The organism is Microbacterium sp. AC145, assembly GCF_979258505.1.
Window position 1 is genome coordinate 114,290 of the sequence record NZ_OZ409859.1, and the last position, 18,645, is coordinate 132,934.

The 18,645-nt window shown below is 67.4% G+C and carries 14 protein-coding genes; 7 read left to right on the plus strand and 7 right to left on the minus strand.

Annotated elements, in window-relative coordinates; genetic code table 11:
* The first annotated feature begins 5 nt into the window (after window positions 1–5).
* The gene (locus ACZZZN_RS00550; protein WP_463503318.1) at window positions 6–770 is read left to right on the plus strand and encodes an IclR family transcriptional regulator; all 765 of its coding nucleotides are present in this window, start codon (window positions 6–8) and stop codon (window positions 768–770) included.
* Between the two features lie 67 nt (window positions 771–837).
* Here ACZZZN_RS00550 and dctP read toward each other — a convergent pair whose 3' ends face one another.
* The gene (gene dctP / locus ACZZZN_RS00555) at window positions 838–1,902 is read right to left on the minus strand and encodes a TRAP transporter substrate-binding protein DctP (RefSeq protein ID WP_463503319.1); all 1,065 of its coding nucleotides are present in this window, start codon (window positions 1,900–1,902) and stop codon (window positions 838–840) included.
* A 314-nt stretch (window positions 1,903–2,216) separates the two neighbouring features.
* Between dctP and ACZZZN_RS00560 the strand changes: the two genes are divergently transcribed.
* Both ACZZZN_RS00560 and ACZZZN_RS00565 read left to right on the plus strand, forming a co-directional pair.
* A complete protein-coding gene (locus ACZZZN_RS00560; protein WP_463503320.1) occupies window positions 2,217–3,287 on the plus strand; it encodes a Gfo/Idh/MocA family protein in 1,071 nt (356 codons plus the stop codon).
* Window positions 3,284–4,645, plus strand: coding sequence for an FAD-dependent oxidoreductase (locus ACZZZN_RS00565; RefSeq protein ID WP_463503321.1), 1,362 nt, complete (start codon window positions 3,284–3,286; stop codon window positions 4,643–4,645). Before ACZZZN_RS00560 ends, ACZZZN_RS00565 begins: the two co-directional genes overlap by 4 nt.
* A 6-nt stretch (window positions 4,646–4,651) precedes the next feature.
* Here the strand turns inward: ACZZZN_RS00565 and ACZZZN_RS00570 are convergent, their stop codons facing one another.
* From ACZZZN_RS00570 to ACZZZN_RS00580, 3 genes are read right to left on the minus strand one after another with little or no spacing between them, the layout of a single operon-like run.
* On the minus strand, window positions 4,652–5,095 hold the full coding sequence (locus tag ACZZZN_RS00570) for a type II 3-dehydroquinate dehydratase (RefSeq protein ID WP_463503322.1): 444 nt from the start codon (window positions 5,093–5,095) through the stop codon (window positions 4,652–4,654).
* 38 nt (window positions 5,096–5,133) lie between these two features.
* Window positions 5,134–6,414 carry a TRAP transporter large permease gene (locus ACZZZN_RS00575; protein WP_463503323.1) on the minus strand — a complete coding sequence of 427 codons (1,281 nt, stop codon included), beginning with the start codon at window positions 6,412–6,414 and terminating at the stop codon, window positions 5,134–5,136.
* A gap of 4 nt (window positions 6,415–6,418) precedes the next feature.
* Window positions 6,419–7,051, minus strand: coding sequence for a TRAP transporter small permease (locus ACZZZN_RS00580; RefSeq protein WP_463503324.1), 633 nt, complete (start codon window positions 7,049–7,051; stop codon window positions 6,419–6,421).
* A 281-nt stretch (window positions 7,052–7,332) separates the two neighbouring features.
* Between ACZZZN_RS00580 and ACZZZN_RS00585 the strand changes: the two genes are divergently transcribed.
* Window positions 7,333–9,372: a ThuA domain-containing protein gene (locus ACZZZN_RS00585; RefSeq protein WP_463503325.1), complete on the plus strand. Its 2,040-nt coding sequence runs from the start codon at window positions 7,333–7,335 to the stop codon at window positions 9,370–9,372.
* 103 nt (window positions 9,373–9,475) lie between these two features.
* Here the strand turns inward: ACZZZN_RS00585 and ACZZZN_RS00590 are convergent, their stop codons facing one another.
* The 3 genes from ACZZZN_RS00590 to ACZZZN_RS00600 all read right to left on the minus strand — a co-directional run bounded on the left by ACZZZN_RS00590 (window position 9,476) and on the right by ACZZZN_RS00600 (window position 14,277).
* Window positions 9,476–10,534, minus strand: a complete 1,059-nt coding sequence (locus ACZZZN_RS00590) for a COG1470 family protein (protein WP_463503326.1) — start codon at window positions 10,532–10,534, stop codon at window positions 9,476–9,478.
* A 97-nt stretch (window positions 10,535–10,631) separates the two neighbouring features.
* The gene (locus ACZZZN_RS00595; RefSeq protein ID WP_463503327.1) at window positions 10,632–11,252 is read right to left on the minus strand and encodes a hypothetical protein; all 621 of its coding nucleotides are present in this window, start codon (window positions 11,250–11,252) and stop codon (window positions 10,632–10,634) included.
* 46 nt (window positions 11,253–11,298) lie between these two features.
* Window positions 11,299–14,277, minus strand: coding sequence for an outer membrane protein assembly factor BamB family protein (locus ACZZZN_RS00600; protein WP_463503328.1), 2,979 nt, complete (start codon window positions 14,275–14,277; stop codon window positions 11,299–11,301).
* A 303-nt stretch (window positions 14,278–14,580) separates the two neighbouring features.
* Between ACZZZN_RS00600 and ACZZZN_RS00605 the strand changes: the two genes are divergently transcribed.
* Genes ACZZZN_RS00605 through ACZZZN_RS00615 form a run of 3 tightly spaced genes read left to right on the plus strand, consistent with a single transcriptional unit; the run spans window position 14,581 to window position 18,637 of the window.
* Entirely contained in the window at window positions 14,581–16,020 is a 1,440-nt protein-coding gene (locus ACZZZN_RS00605; RefSeq protein WP_463503329.1) for an aldehyde dehydrogenase family protein, read from the plus strand.
* Window positions 16,017–16,877, plus strand: a complete 861-nt coding sequence (locus ACZZZN_RS00610; protein ID WP_463503330.1) for a citryl-CoA lyase — start codon at window positions 16,017–16,019, stop codon at window positions 16,875–16,877. The genes ACZZZN_RS00605 and ACZZZN_RS00610 overlap by 4 nt, the downstream gene beginning before the upstream one ends.
* Window positions 16,874–18,637 carry a thiamine pyrophosphate-binding protein gene (locus tag ACZZZN_RS00615; RefSeq protein WP_463503331.1) on the plus strand — a complete coding sequence of 588 codons (1,764 nt, stop codon included), beginning with the start codon at window positions 16,874–16,876 and terminating at the stop codon, window positions 18,635–18,637. The genes ACZZZN_RS00610 and ACZZZN_RS00615 overlap by 4 nt, the downstream gene beginning before the upstream one ends.
* Window positions 18,638–18,645 lie beyond the last annotated feature (8 nt).

Consider the following 18,645-nt stretch of genomic DNA (forward strand, 5'->3'; position numbering starts at 1 on the left):
TCGCGATGCGCACCGCGGAGTGGACGACCTCGGTCAGTGTTCTCGACCGGGTGACCGCCGTGTTCGAGGCGTTCCACGACGAGGACGAAGGCCTCGGCGTGACGGAGCTTGCACGCCGCGCCAATCTGCCCAAATCCACCGTCTCGCGAATCGCCGCCGATCTCGTCGCCGAGCAGTTCCTCGATCGCGAGGGCAACAAGCTCTTCCTCGGGGTGCGTCTGTTCGAGCTGGGACACACCGTCGAGCAGCCGCGCAGGCTGCGGCACGCCGCGCTCCCCGCCATGACCGAGCTTCGCAGCGTGACAGGACTCACGGTGACCCTCGGGCTCATCGAAGGGGCTGATGTCGTCATCGTCGCGGTGCTCCGGGCCGATGACGCCGCGGAGCGTCCGGCACGGATCGGCACCCGCCTCCCGGCGCACGCGACCGCGCTCGGCAAGGCCATCCTCGGGTTCTCGTCCGCCGAGGCCGCACAGCGCGTCGTCGACGCGGGCCTGACCCGTCGCACGGCGCACACGATCACGGAGCCGGCGAAGCTCCTGAGCGAACTCGTCGAGATCCGTCGAGGCGGAATCGCGATCGAGCGCGAGGAATGTGTCGTCGAGAGGGTCGGGGTCGCCGCACCCGTGCTCACGCACGCCCCCGATCCCGTCGCCGCGATCGCGGTGACGGGCACCGCCGCGACCCTGTCTGCGGAGCGGGTCGGATCCGCGGTCCGGGCTGCAGCCATCACTCTCGGCCACCGCCTGAGTGCGGCACGGCAGACCTGAATCCTGCACAGCGCCGAAAGAGGGGCGGGTGCGCATTCGCCCCCGCCCCTCTCTCCGGGATCGTCGGTCAGTCGGCCATGCCGCGGATCGCGTCGTAGGCCTCGAGGGTCTCGCCGGTGAAGTATCCGGAGAAGAAGTCCTCGGCCTTGCTGATGAAGGCATCCATGTCGATGTCCTCCTTCTCGATCACCGTGAAGGAATCGTCCGCACGGTATTCGTCGAGGATCTCGTTCGTCTCCTCTTCGACGCACTCGGCGTTCTCGGGACGGATCTCGTGGATCGTCTCCTCGAGAAGCTCGGTCTGCGCCTCGTTCATCTTGTCGTACGTCTTGTCGCTCACGATGATCCAGTGGATGCCGACGTTGTGGTCGTTCAGGATGGCGGTGTTGAGCACCTCGTCGTAGCTCGACGATCGGGTCGCGACGATCGGGTTCTCCTGGCCGACCGCGATGCCCTGCTGCAGCGCGCTGTACACCTCTTCGACCGCGACGGAGACCGGCGAGGTGACACCGAGTGCCTCGGCGTTGGCGAGGAACTGCGGCGAGTTCGGGAAGCGGATCGCGACTCCTTCGAGGTCGTCAGGACTCGTGACCTCGACATCCTTGGTCGTCAGAGTCCGGTTGCCGAAGAACCAGCCGTCGACCACGTTCACTCCGGTGGCCTCGTGGAACGCGCCGAACAGATCATCCGACCCTTCGTCGATCCAGCGGAACGCGTGATCGAGGTCGTCGAAGGCATAGGCGGCGTCGACGACGCCGATGGGCTCGAACGTCGAGCTGAGCGCGGAGGCACCCTGCAGGTCGATGTCGATGTCGCCCGCCTGCACGAGCGGGAAGCGGTCGGCGTCGGGGCCGAGCTGGCTGGCCGGGTAGAGCTCGACCTCGAACCCCATGTCGGCGCCCTCGAGCCTGTCCTTGAGCAGCTCGACGCCACAGAAGTAGTTCGGCGTCTGCTCGTTCTGGCTGGTCGCCACGGTGAGCGTGACGGGTGAGTTCGCGGCGTCGTCTGCAGTGTCGTCGCCGCCGTCCCCACTCTCCGCGCCGCCTCCGGCGCAACCGGTGACGACCAGTACTGATGCTGTGAGCACCGACGCGGCCCAAAGACCTCGGCGCGTCGATCGGGATGTGCCCATGTGACTCTCCTCTGTTGTGCGCACGTCTTCGTGCGTGCGGGATATGACATTCGATGGCTGCAGCCCACGGTCCGGTCGACTGCTCACGCACGGGGCGAGAGGATCATCGACCACGCTGTCGGATACGACCTGGTGGCAGTGCCGACTCTTACCGACTTCGTGCGGTTCGCAAAGCGATGTTCCGTCGAATGGAACATGCGCCTGCGGGGTGTTCCGCAGCGGCCGACCGTTCAATGGGACGCGCTCCACGCGCGTGCCCATCGTGGCATAGTCTCGGCCCCGACCGTCGCCGTGCGAAGCTGCAGGAGGCCACCATGACCGCATCCGACACCGCTCCCGTTCGCATCGGGGTGATCGGCGCCGGGTTCATGGGGCGCCAGCACATCGGCTTCATCCGGGACGCTCGCGGCGCGGAGCTGGTCGCGGTGGCGGACCCCGTGGCGGATGCCGGCGAGTTCGACTGCCCGACGTTTCACACCTCGGTGGAGATGCTGGAATCCGCGAAGCCGGATGCGGTGATCATCGCCAATCCGAATCGATTCCACGTCGACACCGCGATCGACTGTCTCGAGGCCGGTGTGGCGGTGCTCGTGGAGAAGCCGGTCGCCGCGGATCACGCCGAGGCGATCCGGCTCACCGAGGCGGTGGCGCGTCTCGACGGACGCCTGCTGGTGGGACACCACCGTCGTCACCATCCGGCGGTCGCCCGCGCGCGGTCGGCGATCCGCGACGGTGCGCTCGGAGACCTGGTCGCGGTGAACGGGATGTGGTCCGCACGCAAGGATGACGCGTACTTCACCGACCTCCCCTGGCACGCACAGCCAGGAGCCGGGGTGATGCTGATCAACGTGGTGCATGATCTCGACCTGTTGCGGCATCTGTGCGGCGAGGTCGCCGAGGTGCAGGCGCTGCGAGCCTCGCAGGCACGCGGCCTGCCCGTCGAAGACACCGTCACGCTGAATCTGCGGTTCGAATCGGGGGCGGTGGGAGGGTTCCTCGCCTCCGATGCCGGGGTCTCTCCGTGGGGGTGGGATCAGGGCACCGAGGAGACACCTGCGTTCCCGTTCGTACCCGACAGCGTCGCGTACCAGTTCGTCGGAACCCGCGGGGCGCTGTCGTTGCCGAACCTGGCGTCGTACACCTACGAGGGATCGGTTCCGCCCGACTGGCACTCCCCGCTCGCGCGCACGTACCTGTCGTACCCGCCGCGGGGATCGTTCCAGGCGCAGCTCGATCACTTCGTCGACGTCGCACGCGGCGATGCCGCCCCGCTCGTCTCGGCCGACGACGCCTCGCGCACCCTCGCGCTCGTCGGGGCTGCTGTGCGCGCTGCCGAGACCGGCGACACGATCGACGTCGCGCGATTCCTGTCCGGCGACGCATGAGCGCGCCGGCAGATCGGCAGACCGATGCGGTCGTCGTGGGCGGCGGACTCGCGGGGCTGGCGGCGGCGCATCATCTCGCTCGGAGCGGCGTGGACGTGACGCTCGTCGAGAAGCGTCGACGGCTCGGAGGCAGCTCGGCGATGAGCGGCGGGTGGTTCGCGCTGTCCGGCACCGCACTGCAGCGTCGCGCCGGCGTCGAGGATTCCGCAGAGCTCTTCGTCGCCGACATGGTCGCTACCGGTGGTGGATTCGCCGACGAGCGCCTGCTGCGCGCACTTGCCGAGAGGCAGAGGCATGCGATCGAGGCGATCGACAGGGCAGACGCGTGGACGGATGAGCTGAAGGTCAGCGCCGGGATGACCGTCGCCCGCGCGCACCTCATCCGCATCGACGCACTGCTCGAGTCGCTCGAACGGGAGGCGATCGCTGCCGGGGCGTGCATCCTGCGGGAGCATCCGGCGTCAGAGCTGCTCTGGGACGGGCGACGCGTCACCGGCATCCGCTCCGAGCGCGGCGCTCTGACCGCCCAACGCGGGGTGGTGCTCTGCAGCGGTGGTTTCTCCCGCTCCCGAGAGCTGCTCGATCTCTTCGTGCCCGCCCAACGCGCCGCGATGGCCTATGGGGGAGCGGGCAACACGGGCGACGGGTTGCGCATGGCATGGATGCTCGGCGCCGGTCTCGCCGACGTCGGCCACGTGGCGGGCACCTACGGACAGCATGCCGCCACGCGAGACGACGAGCACGAGCTCCTGACCGCCAACTATCTCGGCGCGATCCTCGTGAACACGGAGGGCGACCGTTTCGCCGACGAGTCCGAGTCGTACAAGCTGCTCGGATCCGCGGTCCTGGCGCAGCCGCGCGGCACTGCGCACCAGATCTTCGACTCCGTGGTGCGCGACCGCTCGAGACCCGGTGTCCCGCTTTCCGACATCGGACGCATCGATGAGCTCGGGCACCTGGTGAGCGCGCCGACGCTCGCGGCGTTGGCCGCGGCGCTCGGGCTTCCTCCCGGGCGGCTCGAATCCACCGTCGACGACTACAACGCCGCGGTCGCGGGGCTCCACCCCGACCGCTTCGGGCGCACAGGACTGGTCAACGGTGTCGGCTCCCTGGTGGCGGTCACGACGCCGCCGTTCCACGCCTACACCGCCGTCACCGCCATGACCTCCACGTACGGCGGCCTCAGCGTCGCGCCCGACACCTCGGTGAGACGTGTCGACGCGAGTGCGATCGACGGGCTGTACGCCGCCGGTGAGATCGTCGGGGGGCTCCACGGCTCCTCTTATATGACCGGCACGGCGCTCACCAAGGCGTTGGTCTTCGGCGTCGAAGCCGCGCAGACGCTCCTGCGAGACTGATCGGCGTCAGGCGTCAGAGTCGATCCGTGCTGCTGCCCGGATCGCCAGCTCGTAGCCGTAGGTCCCGGCGCCGGCGATGACCACGTTCGCGACGCGAGAGATCAGCGAATGCCGGTGCACCTCGTCGCGGGAGTGGATGTTCGTGATGTGCACCTCGATCACAGGCGTGGTGAGCATGTGCAGCGCGTCGAGCAGCGGAACGGAGCCGAAGCTGAAGCCCGCCGGATTGATCACGACGGTCGCGTGCTCGTGGAAGGCCCGATGCACCCACTCCACGATCTCGTGCTCGGCGTTCGACTGCGCGAAGAAGAGGTCGTAGCCGAGCTCGGCCGCGACCCTCTCGCAGTCCGCGCGGACGTCGTCGAGGGTCGCGGCGCCGTACAGCGTCGGCTCGCGCACGCCGAGCATGTTGAGGTTGGAGCCGTTGAGGACGAACAGCGTGCCGGTCATGATCGTCTCCTGTCACTCATGTCTTCCACCCGCGGCACCTAGAGCAGACCGAGCATCGTCGGCACGACCGTCACGATCGCCGGGAACACCGTGAGCAGCAGCAGCACGACGCCGAGGGGGATCAGGAAGGGGAGGATGCCCCGGAAGAGCTCGCTCATGGGTCGGCGCGTGATCGATCCCACGACGAACAGCACGGCCCCGACCGGAGGTGTGAGCGAGCCCAGCATCAGGTTGAGGATCATGATGACGCCGAGATGCACCGGATCGATTCCGAACTGACTGGCGATCGGCATGAGGATGGGCACCAGGACGAGGATGACCGGTGGTGCTTCGAGGAAGATCCCGAGCAGGATCAGGAGCACGTTGAGGATCAGGAGGAACACGATCGGGTTGTCCGTCAATCCGGTCAGCCACTCGCCCATGTTGCGCGACACCTGCTCTCGGGCGAGCACCTGCCCCATGAGGTTCGAGGCCCCGAGGATCAGCAGGATGCCGCCCGAGATCACGACGGTCTCTTTCGCCGCCCGCCAGAACACCTGCCAGTTCAGCGTGCGGTAGATCAGACCGAGGAGGAGCATGTACACCGCGGCGATGCCCGCGCTCTCCGTCGGGGTGAAGAGACCGCTGAAGATCCCACCGAGGATGATCACGGGTAGCAGCGCAGGGCCGACGACGCGCGCCGAGGCCTTGCCGAGCATCCCGCCGTCGAACGGACGCGTGACCGCGACCTTGGGGTGGAGCTTCACCCAGATGAAGATGTAGAGGGCGAGACCCACCGCCATCAGCATGGCGGGGAGGATCGATCCGGCGAAGAGCGCGCCCGTGGAGATCGACGCGGTCGCGGCGAAGAGCACCGCCGGGATGCTCGGCGGCATCACCGTGCTCATCAGCGAACCGGATGCCGTGAGTCCGGCCGAGAACCCGTACGGGTAGCCCGCCTTGAGCATCTGCGGGATCTGAACCTTGCTCGTCGAGGCGGCGTCGGCGAGGGCCGAGCCGCTGATCCAGGAGAAGCCGATCGCCGTGCCGAGATTGACGTAGGCGAGGTTGCCGGGAAGGCGGGGCAGAAGCGCCTTGGCGAAGTCGTAGAGCCTCGTCGCGATGCCGAGGTGGTTCGCGATCGCGCCGACGAAGATGAAGAGCGGAACGGCCAGCAGCGGGAAACTGTTGATGCCGTTCACGATCGAGGAGATGGCGTAGCCCGCCGAGAGGCCGCTCATGTAGAAGTAGAGCATGCTCGACGCGATCATCGCGAAGGCGACCGGCACTCGCAGCAGCAGGAGCGCGACGAGGAGCGTGATGTAGACCCAGAGTTCCATGGCGTCAGGAATCCATCTCGCCGATGTCGAGCTGATGCTCCGGGCGGTGTGCGTACGGGATCTTGAAGGCGGAGTGGATGGCCGCAGAGACGAAGCCGACCAGGGCGAACACGTAGAGGAGCCCGAGGGGCACGTGCATCGCGGCGCTGAGGCGGTTCCACTCGGTCTCGATCTTCACGAACGCCTCGAAGGCGAGGGCGAGGCACGTCACGACCATGATGACGGCGGAGGTGATCCGCAGCGCGACGAACAGCTTGGAGCCGGCGAGCAGCTGGTCGAAGATCTCGAGCACGATGTGCCCGTTGCGACCGACGAGGTAGCCGGTCGTGATGAAGGTCATCGCGACCATCGACATCAGCGCGAGCTCGCCCGAGCCGATCCAGCTGACCGACGGGAAGTAGCGACCGAGGACCTGGTACATGACACCGACGACGATGAAGGCGAAGAGCACCACCCCGATCGTGATCTCGATCGCGGAGAGGACCCGGATGAACGTCGGATCCTTCGGCACTCCCTTGTTGAGTTCGGGCACCGTGTAGAAGGTGTCCGTGTGCCCGTAGATCGAGTCCCCGACGGGTGTTTCGGGTCGCCGCTCAGGCTCTCCATCCGGCTGCATTCCGAGATCCTTCTCGGTCATGGCGTCACCGCCACGGTGTCAGGGTGCATTGCCAACCTCTCTGTTGATGCAGGAGCACGGCGCGAACTCGCGGACTTGCCCTAGTGACTCTGGCCGTCCGGCGGATGCGTGCAAAGTCGAGTCTCGCCGAATGGGACACCGACTGCACGAACGTGACGCGCCTGCGGGTCTACTGGGTGGAACGGGCGTTGCCCCGCGCGCTCGCCGCGACGTAGCTTCAGGTCGAGCCTGGGCCGGTTGTGCAGCCTGAGGCGAACGCACGACCGATCAAAGGAGATCACATGAAATCCATCATCCGCTCGGGGGTCGCGCTTGCCGCTGCAGCGACTCTCGGGGTGAGTCTGCTGGCCGCCGGCCCGGCGTCGGGCAGCGTCGAAGAGGCGGCCCTGCCTGTGGCCGCGGCCAAGACGAGCGCGGCCATCGCCGATCCGGTCTACGGCGTCTGTCGTGGCATCGATCCGGAGTGCTATGTCGAGGGTGGCAACGGGTGGGTCGAGGGTGAGCAGAAGCGGATCTTGATCTGGAGTCGGACTGCGGGGCCGCGGCATGCGCATCTGGGAACCCCGCTGCCTGCGGGATTGAACCCGCCGTTGGCTGCGAACAATGTCGCGCAGACGGCGCTCAGGGCGTGGGCTGAGGAGCGGGGGATCGGGGTGGATTACACGGAGGATCTGTCGCAGTTCACGAATCTGGACCGGTATCAGACGGTGGTGTTCTTGAGTTCGAACAGGGACACTCTCGATGATCCCGCGCAGGATCGCCTGGTGGAGTATCTGCAGGGTGGTGGCGGGTTCGTCGGCATCCACAACGCGTTCGGTGCGGAGTATGACTGGCCGTATTACGAGGGGCTGCTCGGGGGTGCGAACTTCCTCAACCACGGTCCGAACCGTGAGGGGACCGTGGAGGTCATCAACGACAGGGACGTCTCGACGTCGTTCATGCCGGAGACGTGGACGTTCAAGGACGAGTGGTACAACCTGCGTCCGTATCCGACGAATGTGAATGTGCTGCTCGAGGTCGACAAGGCCACGAGCGAGGTCCGGCCCGACGGGCACGGTGAGGAGCATGCGGTGAGCTGGTGCCAGTACTACGACGGATCGCGGGCCTGGCTCACGACCCTCGGACACGATGCCGCCGCATGGACGGATGCGCCTCTGCCCGGTGATGAGTTCTTCAAACAGCACGTCATGGAAGGCCTCGAGAGCGCCATGGGCATCAAATCCTTCTGCGCGCCGAAGAGCGACGCACCCGAGGTGACGGTGACCCCGCGCACCCTCGGGTCCAAGGTTCACGTGTCGGTATCGGTGCGCAATCAGTCGGACGTGCCCGTGTCGCTGCAGGTCGACGCCCCGTTCGGAAAGAAGTCGTTCTCGAACGTCCGCCCCGGCCAGACGGTCGCCGTGTCGCTCAACACGCGCTCGATGCCGCTCCCGGCAGGATCCCTCACGGTCACCGCGTCCGGAGAACGTGGCGGCGAGACGTTCACCGAGACGACGGCCGCCGAGTACGGAAGCTACTACGGCGTCTGCCGGGGGACCGATCCGGAGTGCTATGTCGAGGGTGGCAACGGGTGGGTCGAGGGTGAGCAGAAGCGGATCTTGATCTGGAGTCGGACTGCGGGGCCGCGGCATGCGCATCTGGGAACCCCGCTGCCCGCGGGGCTGAACCCCGAACTGGGCGCCAGCAACGTCGCGCAGACGGCGCTCAGGGCGTGGGCTGAGGAGCGGGGGATCGGGGTGGACTACACGGAGGATCTGTCGCAGTTCACGAATCTGGACCGGTATCAGACGGTGGTGTTCTTGAGTTCGAACAGGGACACTCTCGATGATCCCGCGCAGGATCGCCTGGTGGAGTATCTGCAGGGTGGTGGCGGGTTCGTCGGCATCCACAACGCGTTCGGTGCGGAGTATGACTGGCCGTATTACGAGGGGCTGCTCGGGGGTGCGAACTTCCTCAACCACGGTCCGAACCGTGAGGGGACCGTGGAGGTCATCAACGACAGGGACGTCTCGACGTCGTTCATGCCGGAGACGTGGACGTTCAAGGACGAGTGGTACAACCTGCGTCCGTATCCGACGAATGTGAATGTGCTGCTCGAGGTCGACAAGGCCACGAGCGAGGTCCGGCCCGACGGGCACGGTGAGGAGCATGCGGTGAGCTGGTGCCAGTACTACGACGGATCGCGGGCCTGGCTCACGACCCTCGGACACGATGCCGCCGCATGGACGGATGCGCCTCTGCCCGGTGATGAGTTCTTCAAACAGCACGTCATGGAAGGCCTCGAAAGCGCCATGGGCATCAAGCCCTTCTGCACCACCTGACATCGATGCGGCTGCTCCGCTGACAGACACAGGGTCCGGGTCGCCGTCTGGCGGCCCGGACCCTGTGCGTGGAGTGTGTCTTCCGCGGGGGAGGGGGAGGGGATCAGGGGTACGGCACCCCGGTCTCGGCAGCCAGCCGTCCCTCCATGCGCGCCTTCTCGATGCGCTCCTCGACGAGACTTTCGCGGCGACGGTGGCCGCGCCACAGCGACCACAGCAGAAGCACCGCGATCGCGAGCACCGCGAGCTGCATCCACGGCACGGCGACGACGCTCGACGACGCCCGTCCCGGCGAGACGTCGCCGGGGGCGAGTTCATCGCTCACGGCGGTCGCTGATGCCTCCAGGTCGACCGAGTAGAGGAACAACGGCCAGACCGAGGGGAGGGAGACGCTCGACGAGCGGGACTCACCCGGTGCCATCTCGCCGATCGCGTCGCCGTCCACAGTGAACGACACGAGACCGAACAGGGCGCTCACCGAGATTCGCGGCACGATGGAGAGGCGGGTGTTCCCCGTGTTCTCGGCGGTGTACGCGACATCGAGGCTTCCCGGCTCGAACGGGTGCCACGATCCGGAGTACGACGCGGATGCCTCGGCGGAGAGGCCTGGAGCGAGCTCGCCGGCGACTCGCGTCATCACCCGGAAGCCCACGCGCGACTCGATGCCCACCTCGTCATCGCCGCCCGAGCGGATACCGGCCGCGACGCCTGCGGGATGATCACCGGGCGTCGCGTCCTCGGGCACGGTGAGCGTGAAGGGGACGATCACGTCGGCCCCGGCGGGGACCTCCACCGTGTCCTGGATCTCGATCCAGGTGCCGGCGTCGACGGACTCCTTGTCGGACGTGAGCATGTTGAAGCGGCCGGTGTCGGTGAAGTATCCGTCGGCCGCGGAGAGATGGAAGGTCACGGGAGCGAGGCTGAGGTTGCGCACCAGAAGATGCTCCTCGACGGTGTCGCCGGGATCGAGCTCGAGCTCGACCCAGGAGCGGCCGTCTTCTCCGATGCCGTCGCTCGGGCGCACCATCCAGGTCACATCGCCCTCGGACTGGTCGGCCTGTTCGGTCTGATCGGCCTGCGCGGGCGCGGGAGCCGCCGCGGAGAACAGGAAAGCGGACAGGGCGATCGTGGAGATCGCGGAGCGGTGGATGGCGGTGATCATGCGGACCTTCCCACAGGGGCGGACGGGGCGGACGGGACGGATGGAAAAGAGGGGATGCGGCGCGATCGGGCGCCGCACCCCCTCTTCGGGGTGGTCGTTACTCGAAGAGCGACAGGGTCAGCACCGAGGTGTACGAGCCGGATGCGGCAGCAGCGGCATCGAGCTTGAGCTGCAGCCCTGCCGTCGCGCTCCACGAGCCCTGCTCGTACGAGCCCGCCTGATCCCAGTTCGCATAGAGCAGCTCGCCGTCGGCGTAGGCCAGGCCCTCGCTGGAGGGATCGTCCACGACCGTCTCGATGTCTCCGCCGGGCTCGACCGCGGGGCCGTAGTCCTCGACGAGTGCCGGCGACCATCCGAGGTGACCTGCGGTGATCGTGTCGGTACCGGAGACGAAGTCCCCGGCTGTCCCGAGCACCGCCCACGGCTCGTCCGGCACCTCGGAGCGGGTGTCGGTGACGGTGACCGTGGGCAGTGCACCGGTGAACTCGCGCACGGCCGGGTCGCCGCTGGCCACCTCGGTCAGCGTGGCCTCGTCCGCCGCGACGGTCAGGGCGAGCACCCCGGACGGATACCGATCGGTGACCTCGACCTTGATGTCGACGTCGGCGCCGTCGCCCTCTGCGTCATCTGCGGTGGCCGCGGCGGTACCCGCCGACGCCAGCAGCGCTGCGCCGAAAGCCACGGCTCCGACCCGGGTGAGCGTCATCTTGTTCATCATTGAATCTCCCTTGTTGTGGATAGGTATCGAAGTCGCAGGCCGACTGTCAGTCGTCCGCGGAGAACGCTCCGAACGGAGCAGTCGTGGTTCGCGTCAGCGTCCTGCCCTCGACCTCGGTGGTCGCGGTGATCGTCGCGTCCCCCGCGGGGATGGACGTCGTCCGCGAGTTGATCGACACGGCCACCGATGCGCCCGGAGCGACATCCGTGAACGTCTTCTCGCCGTACTCCGTCGAGATCACGATGTCCGCGGGCACCGAGGCGCGGTTGACGACCGACACCGACACGTAGACCTTGCCGGCCAGGGCCCGTGGTGTGGCCGTCGCCTCCACCGTGTCCTTCGAGACGGTGACTGTCACCGTGGAGCTGAGCTGCTCCTGCACACCCGACGGAGTGAGCACGTTCGCCCGCACCGTCAGCTGGACCTCGCCCGCCGGCACGTTGTTGTCGATGTCTGCCGCGTCGAACTCGAGCAGGATCCTGCCCTCGCCCGCCGTGGCCTTCGTCGGCGCGACGGGAGTCTGCGACAGAGGAGTCACGAGCAGCGCGTCGCTGTCGTAGCTGTACCCCTCCGGTAGCGCGAACTCTGCGGATACGGTGCCCTTCACGTCCGTGAACAGCCCGGACGGCGAGCCCAGGTCGAGACGATCCGCCGCGAACGTCAGCGCACCCGGCTGGTCCTTCGGCTCGAGGTAGACCTCGATCTTGCCCGTCGGGCGTGGATCGGTGCAGTCGTTGAAGAAGTACTCGCCCGCCCGATCGAAGGTGTGCTGATAGCTCTCGCCCGGCTGCAGCCTGGCGTTGAACTCCCCCTCGAAGAACTGGGTGGCGCAGTGCTCCAGCAGGTTCGGGAAGTTCGGGAACGTCTCAGCGCCCGGGTTCACGAAGTCGACGGTCGTCCCCACCGGCACCCGCAGGTGCGTCGGCTGCATGGCAGCCTGTGCGGTGCTGTCTCTCGCCGCCTCGGTGTCGGCCGTCCGGCTGCTCCGAGCGAGATACACGGTGTTGTCCACCGTGGCGCCCTCGACGGCGGAGCCGCTCACCGGACGACGGATCGTGAGCGGTGCCGTGTTCGGCCCCTCCTGGCTGCCCGAGTCGGTCACGTGGTCGCCGTCGATCTTGAACGACCAGAGCGAGTCGCCCTGTGTCACCGAACCGCCGTAGGGGTTCGTCGATCCCGCGGCGAAGACGGCGACGTACTGCTCGCCGTCGACCTCGTATGTGACCGGCGCCGAGGCGATGCCCGAACCGGTCTGGAACTCCCAGAGCACGTCGCCCTTCGCGGCATCCATCGCGAGCAGTCGCCCGTCGATCTGGCCGGCGAAGAGCAGGTCGGATGCCGTGGTCAGGGGCCCCTGGCCGTGCGACATGTCGGTGCCCAGGTGGTTGGTCCATGCGACCTCACCGGTGGAAGCGTCGTAGGCGAGGATCCCACCGGTCTGGTACTGCCCCATCGCGCGCTGTCCGTTCGCCGAGGCGCCGTTCCAGTGAGCGACCGGGTTGGTGCCGTACGGGAAGTAGACGAGGTTCGTGCTGTGGCTGTAGGACTGGTTCGACCAGTCGCCGCCGCCGTTCTGGCTGGTGGTCGACAGGATCGGCAGATCCCACTGGGGGTCGTACATGCATCCCTCGCGGTGGCCGGACGAGTTCTCCGGGTAGCTGAGGAAGGGCTCGTCGGCCGCGACATAGCTGTCGGGGTTGAAGACCAGATTCCCGTCGTCATCCGGCTGGTAGCCGTTGTAGTTCGGCACCGCGCGCCAGGGGTCTCCGGGGATGTTGTCGGGGTCGAGTTTCTCCCACACGACGCATTCGGGCAGCAGTCGGCTCGCGGGGAAGGGCTGAGTGCTGGGCTGCACCTGCCGCGAGTCGGTGATCATCGGCTTGTCGATCACCGGCAGCACCGGCGTGCCGTCGGTCCGGTCGAGCACGAACTGATGACCCGACTTCGTGCCGTAGAAGATCACCTTGCGCTCCTCGCCCGCGACCTGGATGTCGGCGAGCGTCGGCGGGTGGACGTTGTCCATGTCCCAGATGTCGTGACGGATCGACTGGTAGTGCCACTTGTACTCGCCCGTGGCCGCGTCTGCCGCGACCAGCGTCGTCGAGAAGAGGTTGTCGCCGGGGCGCAGCGAGCCGTTCTGCGACGACGTGCAGCTGCGAGGGTTGCCGAAGGTCATGTAGTACAGGCCCAGCTCGGGGTCGACGGCTCCGTGCATCCACGACGTCGCGCCTCCCTCCTGCGCGCAGTCCGTGCCGTCCTCCAGGATCGGCCCCCAGGTCTCGGAGGCGTCGAAGGTGGCGCCGTCGAGTCCGGTGAACTCCTGTCCGCGGGGCGGGCCCCCGAAGAAGTGCCAGAGGTACGAGCCGTCGGCGGCGTCGAGAGCGATGACCGCACCGCGGTCGCCGTCGGCGGCGTGCGCGTAGACGATGCCGTGGGAGTACACGGTCGCCACCTTGCCGACGCGGCCGAGGTCCTCGCCTGCAGGCCCGACGGCCTGGACCGCCCAGGCCTCGGCGCCCGTCGCCTGATCGAGCGCGACGACACGGTTTCCGCCGGCGAGAGTGAAGATCTTGCCGTCGCCGGCTGAGACGCCACGACGCGTCCCCGACATCCCGTAGACGGTGTTCTCCCACTTCCACACCGGCTCGCCTGACACGCCGTCGACCGCGATGACCCCACCGCTGGGGGTGTCGAGATAGAGCACCCCGTCGACGACGATGGGCGTGGTCTGCTGTCCGACGTCATCCGACGCAGGAGCGACTCCCGACACTGCGGTGCGCCACGCCGGCGCGAGTCGGTCGAGGTTGTCCTTGTCGATCGCGGTCAGCCCCGAGTAGTGCTGGTTGCCGAGGTTGCCACCGACCGTGGGCATGTTCTCGCCGGTCGGCTCCACGCCCGTCAATCCGCTGGGCGGCACGGGTTCAGCCGGTGCCATCACCGCGAAAGCGGGCGGGCTCGCGGCGCCCAGAACGACGAGCGCGCCGATTCCCAACGCCGCAGCTCTCATGGTCAGTCGTTTTCGCATGCGTGACTCCTTGATCGTCGTTGATCCGACGACAGACGGTGTCCGTCCGCCGACGTCACTCTGGGGATTGCCGCCTGGCCGACCGGACCGAGGACCGGTCGCACCTGCAGGATTCGGACGCTAACCCGGCATCCCCATCGAGGCAACGGTGTGACCCACCGAGTGGTACACGTCGCTCTGATCTGCCGCTCACGGGGGTTTTCCAGTGCCCCGTTCCTGCCCAGTGAGACACGCTTTGTCGGCCCCGCAGGCGTGTGCCTAGCATTCGGCTGTCGGCATCAATGCCCATGGACGGAGTTGTAAATGGCTGCTTCAACGACGAAACCGCTCTCGCCAGCACAGGAGGACGAACTCGATGACGTGTTCGCTCGTGCTCGTGCGGCACTGGCGATCATCGAGACCTACGACCAGGCGCGCGTCGATCGCCTCATCCGCGCTGTCGCCTGGGCCGTCGCCAACCGCACCTCGTTCCATCGGCTCGTCGAGATGGGCATCGCGGAATCGGGACTCGGCGACTTCGACAGCCGTATGAACAAGAGGATGAAGATCCGCGGTGTCCTGCGAGATGCCTTGCGCAGTCCTTCGGTCGGCGTGATCGAGGAGGACTCCGCGCGGGGTCTGGTCAAGTACGGCAAGCCCGTGGGCATCATCGGCTGCGTCGTGCCGACCACCAACCCCGATCTGACGCCGGCGGGCAATGCGATCTACGCGATCAAGGCGCGCGACGTCGTCGTCTTCTCGCCGCACCCGCGATCGACGCAGACGACTCTCGAGACCGTGCGTCTGATGCGCGAGGCGCTCGAGGCCGAAGGCGCACCGGCCGACATCCTCCAGTGTCTCACCCTGCCCAGCCTCACCGCCTCGCAGGAGGTGATGCGTCGCTCCGACCTCGTCATCGCCACCGGCGGACAGGGGCTCGTCCGGGCTGCCTACAGCTCGGGCACGCCGGCGTACGGCGTCGGCGCCGGAAACGCGACGGAGTTCGTCGACGAGACCGCCGATCTGCAGGAGACCGCTCGAAACTGCATGCTCTCCAAGACCTCCGACTTCGGATCCGGATGCTCTGCCGACGGCAACGTGCTGGTGCCCGCCGCCCGCTACGCGGACATGCTGGACGCTCTGCGCGCGGAGGGCGGTCATCTTGCGACGACAGATCAGAGGGCGGCGCTGCAGGCGGTGATGTGGGATGCCGAGGGGCACCGCCTGGCAGACACCGTCGCCATCTCACCCCAGGCGCTTGCGAACGCGGCAGGTTTCGACATCCGGGACGACCGTCGCTTCATCGTGGTCGAGGGTGACGGGATCGCCGAAGACAGGCAGTTCTGCAAGGAGAAGCTCACCACACTCATGGCCGTGCACAAGTACGAGGGCAGCTTCGAAGACGGGGTCGAGCTCGCCAAGGCGCTGTACGAGATCGGCGGCAAGGGGCATTCGTGCGGCATCGCCTCGACCGATGATGCGCACATCGACTACTTCGCGCAGCACATGCCGGTCTCTCGCATCATGGTGCGCCAGCCGAACTCGAAGGCCAACGCCGGATCCTTCACCAACGGGATGCCGATGACGTCGTCGATGGGCTGCGGCACGTGGGGAGGCAACATCACCTCCGAGAACGTGGCGTTGCGGCACTACCTGAACACCACATGGGTGTCGAGGACGATCGCCGAGGATCGGCCGTCCGACGAGGAGCTGTTCGGCGAGTTCTTCGTCGCCGAGCTCGAAGCCGCCGGGACCCCCTCGTGAGCGACCTCTCCGCGGAGCAGATCGTCGAAGACGCGCGCAGTTGGTGGACCACCGGCATCATCGACGTGCGACCGGGATCGATCGACCTGCGCGGCTATCCCGTGCAGGAGCTCATCGGCACCGTCAGCTTCGTCGACACCATCTGGCTCATGCTGCTCGGTGATCTCCCCACGCGCGCGCAATCCGGGCTCCTCGAAGCGGCTCTCGTGTCGTCCGTCGATCATGGCCCCCAGGCGCCGTCGATCGCGATCGGGCGGATGGCGGTGACCTGCGGTGCCCCGATGAACGGCGCCATGGCGTCGGCGATCACCGTGCTCGACGACGTGCACGGCGGCCCGGGGCAGCAGTGCATGGAGCTGTACTACGAGATCGACACAGAGCTGGCGGCGGGCGGCGACGTCGCCGAAGCGACTCGTGTCGTGCTGCAGCGCCGACGGGACGCGGGAGAGAAGTACGTGCCCGGCTTCGGTCACAGGTGGCATCCGCTGGATCCACGCGCACCCCGGCTGCTCTCCCTCGTCGAGGCCGAGAGCCGGGAGGGAGCGGTCTCGGGGCGCTTCGTCGCGATCGGCCGCGCTGTGGAAGACGCGATCAGCGAGGGCAAGCCCCGGCGCATCCCCATGAACGTCGACGGTGCCACCGCCGTCATCTACTGCGAGCTCGGGCTGACGCCCGAGCTCGGGCGCGGGGTGTTCATCCTGTCTCGATCGGTGGGCATCCTCGCCCATGCGCATGAACAACTGCAGCAGGGCGGCCGGATCAAGGGCCCCATGCCGAAGTCGATCCCCTACACCTACACGGGTCCGGCGCGCCGGGCCGTCCCGCACGACCGCGACCACGGAGAGAGAGCATCATGAAGGACTTGGTGTCCAACCAGATCGTCCGATACCTGGAGGCGCGCCAGGTGCGGCATGTCTTCGGATTGTGCGGCCACACGAACATCGCATTGCTCGCGGCCATGGAGAAGAGCGATCAGCTCGCGTTCGTGAACGTACGACACGAGCAGATCGCCGCGCACGCAGCAGACGGCTACGCCCGGGTGACCAAGCAGACAGGCGTCGTCCTCACGCACCTCGGGCCGGGGCTCACGAACGCCGCGACCGGCGTGGCGAATGCCGCGCTCGACTCGATTCCCCTGGTCGTCATCGCCGGCGACGTGCCCACCCACTACTTCGGCAAGCATCCGCACCAGGAGATCAACCTGCATGCCGACGCCTCGCAGTACGAGATCTACCGGCCGTTCGTGAAGCGGGCGTGGCGCGTCGACCAGCCGCACCTCGTCGCCGAGGTGCTCGACAAGGCCTTCACGCTCGCCGAGAGCGGGCGGCCCGGACCGGTGCTCGTCGACGTGCCGATGGACGTCTTCTCGGCGGAGGTCGACGTGGCACTCTTCGATCGCGTGATCGGCAACACCCGTGCGCTCGCCCGGCCGAGCCTCGATGAGCAGGTCGCCGAGCAGATCGTGCGCAACCTGCTCGCCGCCGAACGCCCCGTGCTCTACGTGGGTGGAGGCATCATCGCGGCGGACGCGTCTGCCGAGCTCCTCGAGTTCGCCGAGCTGCTGTCGCTGCCCGTCGCCCACAGCCTGATGGGCAAGGGGGCGGTTCCCGACGACAGTCCGCTGGTGCTGGGCATGACCGGATTCTGGGGAACGGCCTTCACCAACCAGACCACCCGCACCGCGGACTGGATCCTCGCGTTGGGAACGCGCTTCGCCGAAGCCGATTCGAGCTCGTGGTACCCCGAGTACACCTTCGACATCCCCGCCACCAGACTCATGCAGATCGACATCGATCCGGCAGAGCTGGGTCGCAACTATCCTCTCCAGGTCGGTGCGCTCGCAGATCTCAAGTCCGCCCTCGGCGTGCTGGCACGCGTGGCGCGGAGGCTCGTTCCGGAGGGCGTGCAGCGGGTCGAGCTGTTCGCCGCCATCGCGGAGAACAGGGACGCCGTGCGCTCGCGCAACGCCGAGGCGCAGGTGTCCGAGGCGTGGCCGATGCGTCCGGAGCGGATCCTGGCCGAGGTACGGCAGGTCCTTCCCGCGGATGCGATCATCACCACCGACGTCGGATGGAACAAGAACGGCGTCGGCCAGCAGTTCGACATCCTCACTCCCGGCACCTTCCTCACCCCAGGCGGCTTCGCGACCATGGGCTTCGGCGCGCCGGCTGCCGTGGGCGCGAAGATCGCCCTGCCCGACCGCGTCGTCGTGTCTCTGGTGGGCGACGGAGGCTTCGGTCAGAATCCGGCCGTGCTCGCCACCGCCCGGGAGGAGAACGTGTCGGTGGTGTGGGTCGTCATGAACAACAACGCGTTCGGCACCATCGCCGGTCTCGAGAAGGCAGCCTTCGACACCACCTACGGCACGGTGTTCGGTGACTCGGACGATCCGATGTACACCGACTTCGCCGCCATCGCCGAGGCGTACGGCGTGACCGGGATCAGGGTGAACGCCGCGGCGGAATTCAAGCCGGCGCTGGAGCGCGCGATCGCCCAGGGCGGTCCGGTCGTCATCGATGTATCGATGGTGAATGTGCCGACGCCGACCTCCGGCCACTGGAACATCCTCGACATCTACAACCCCGGTGAGACCGTCGAACACGTCGCGACCGACTGACGCTCGGC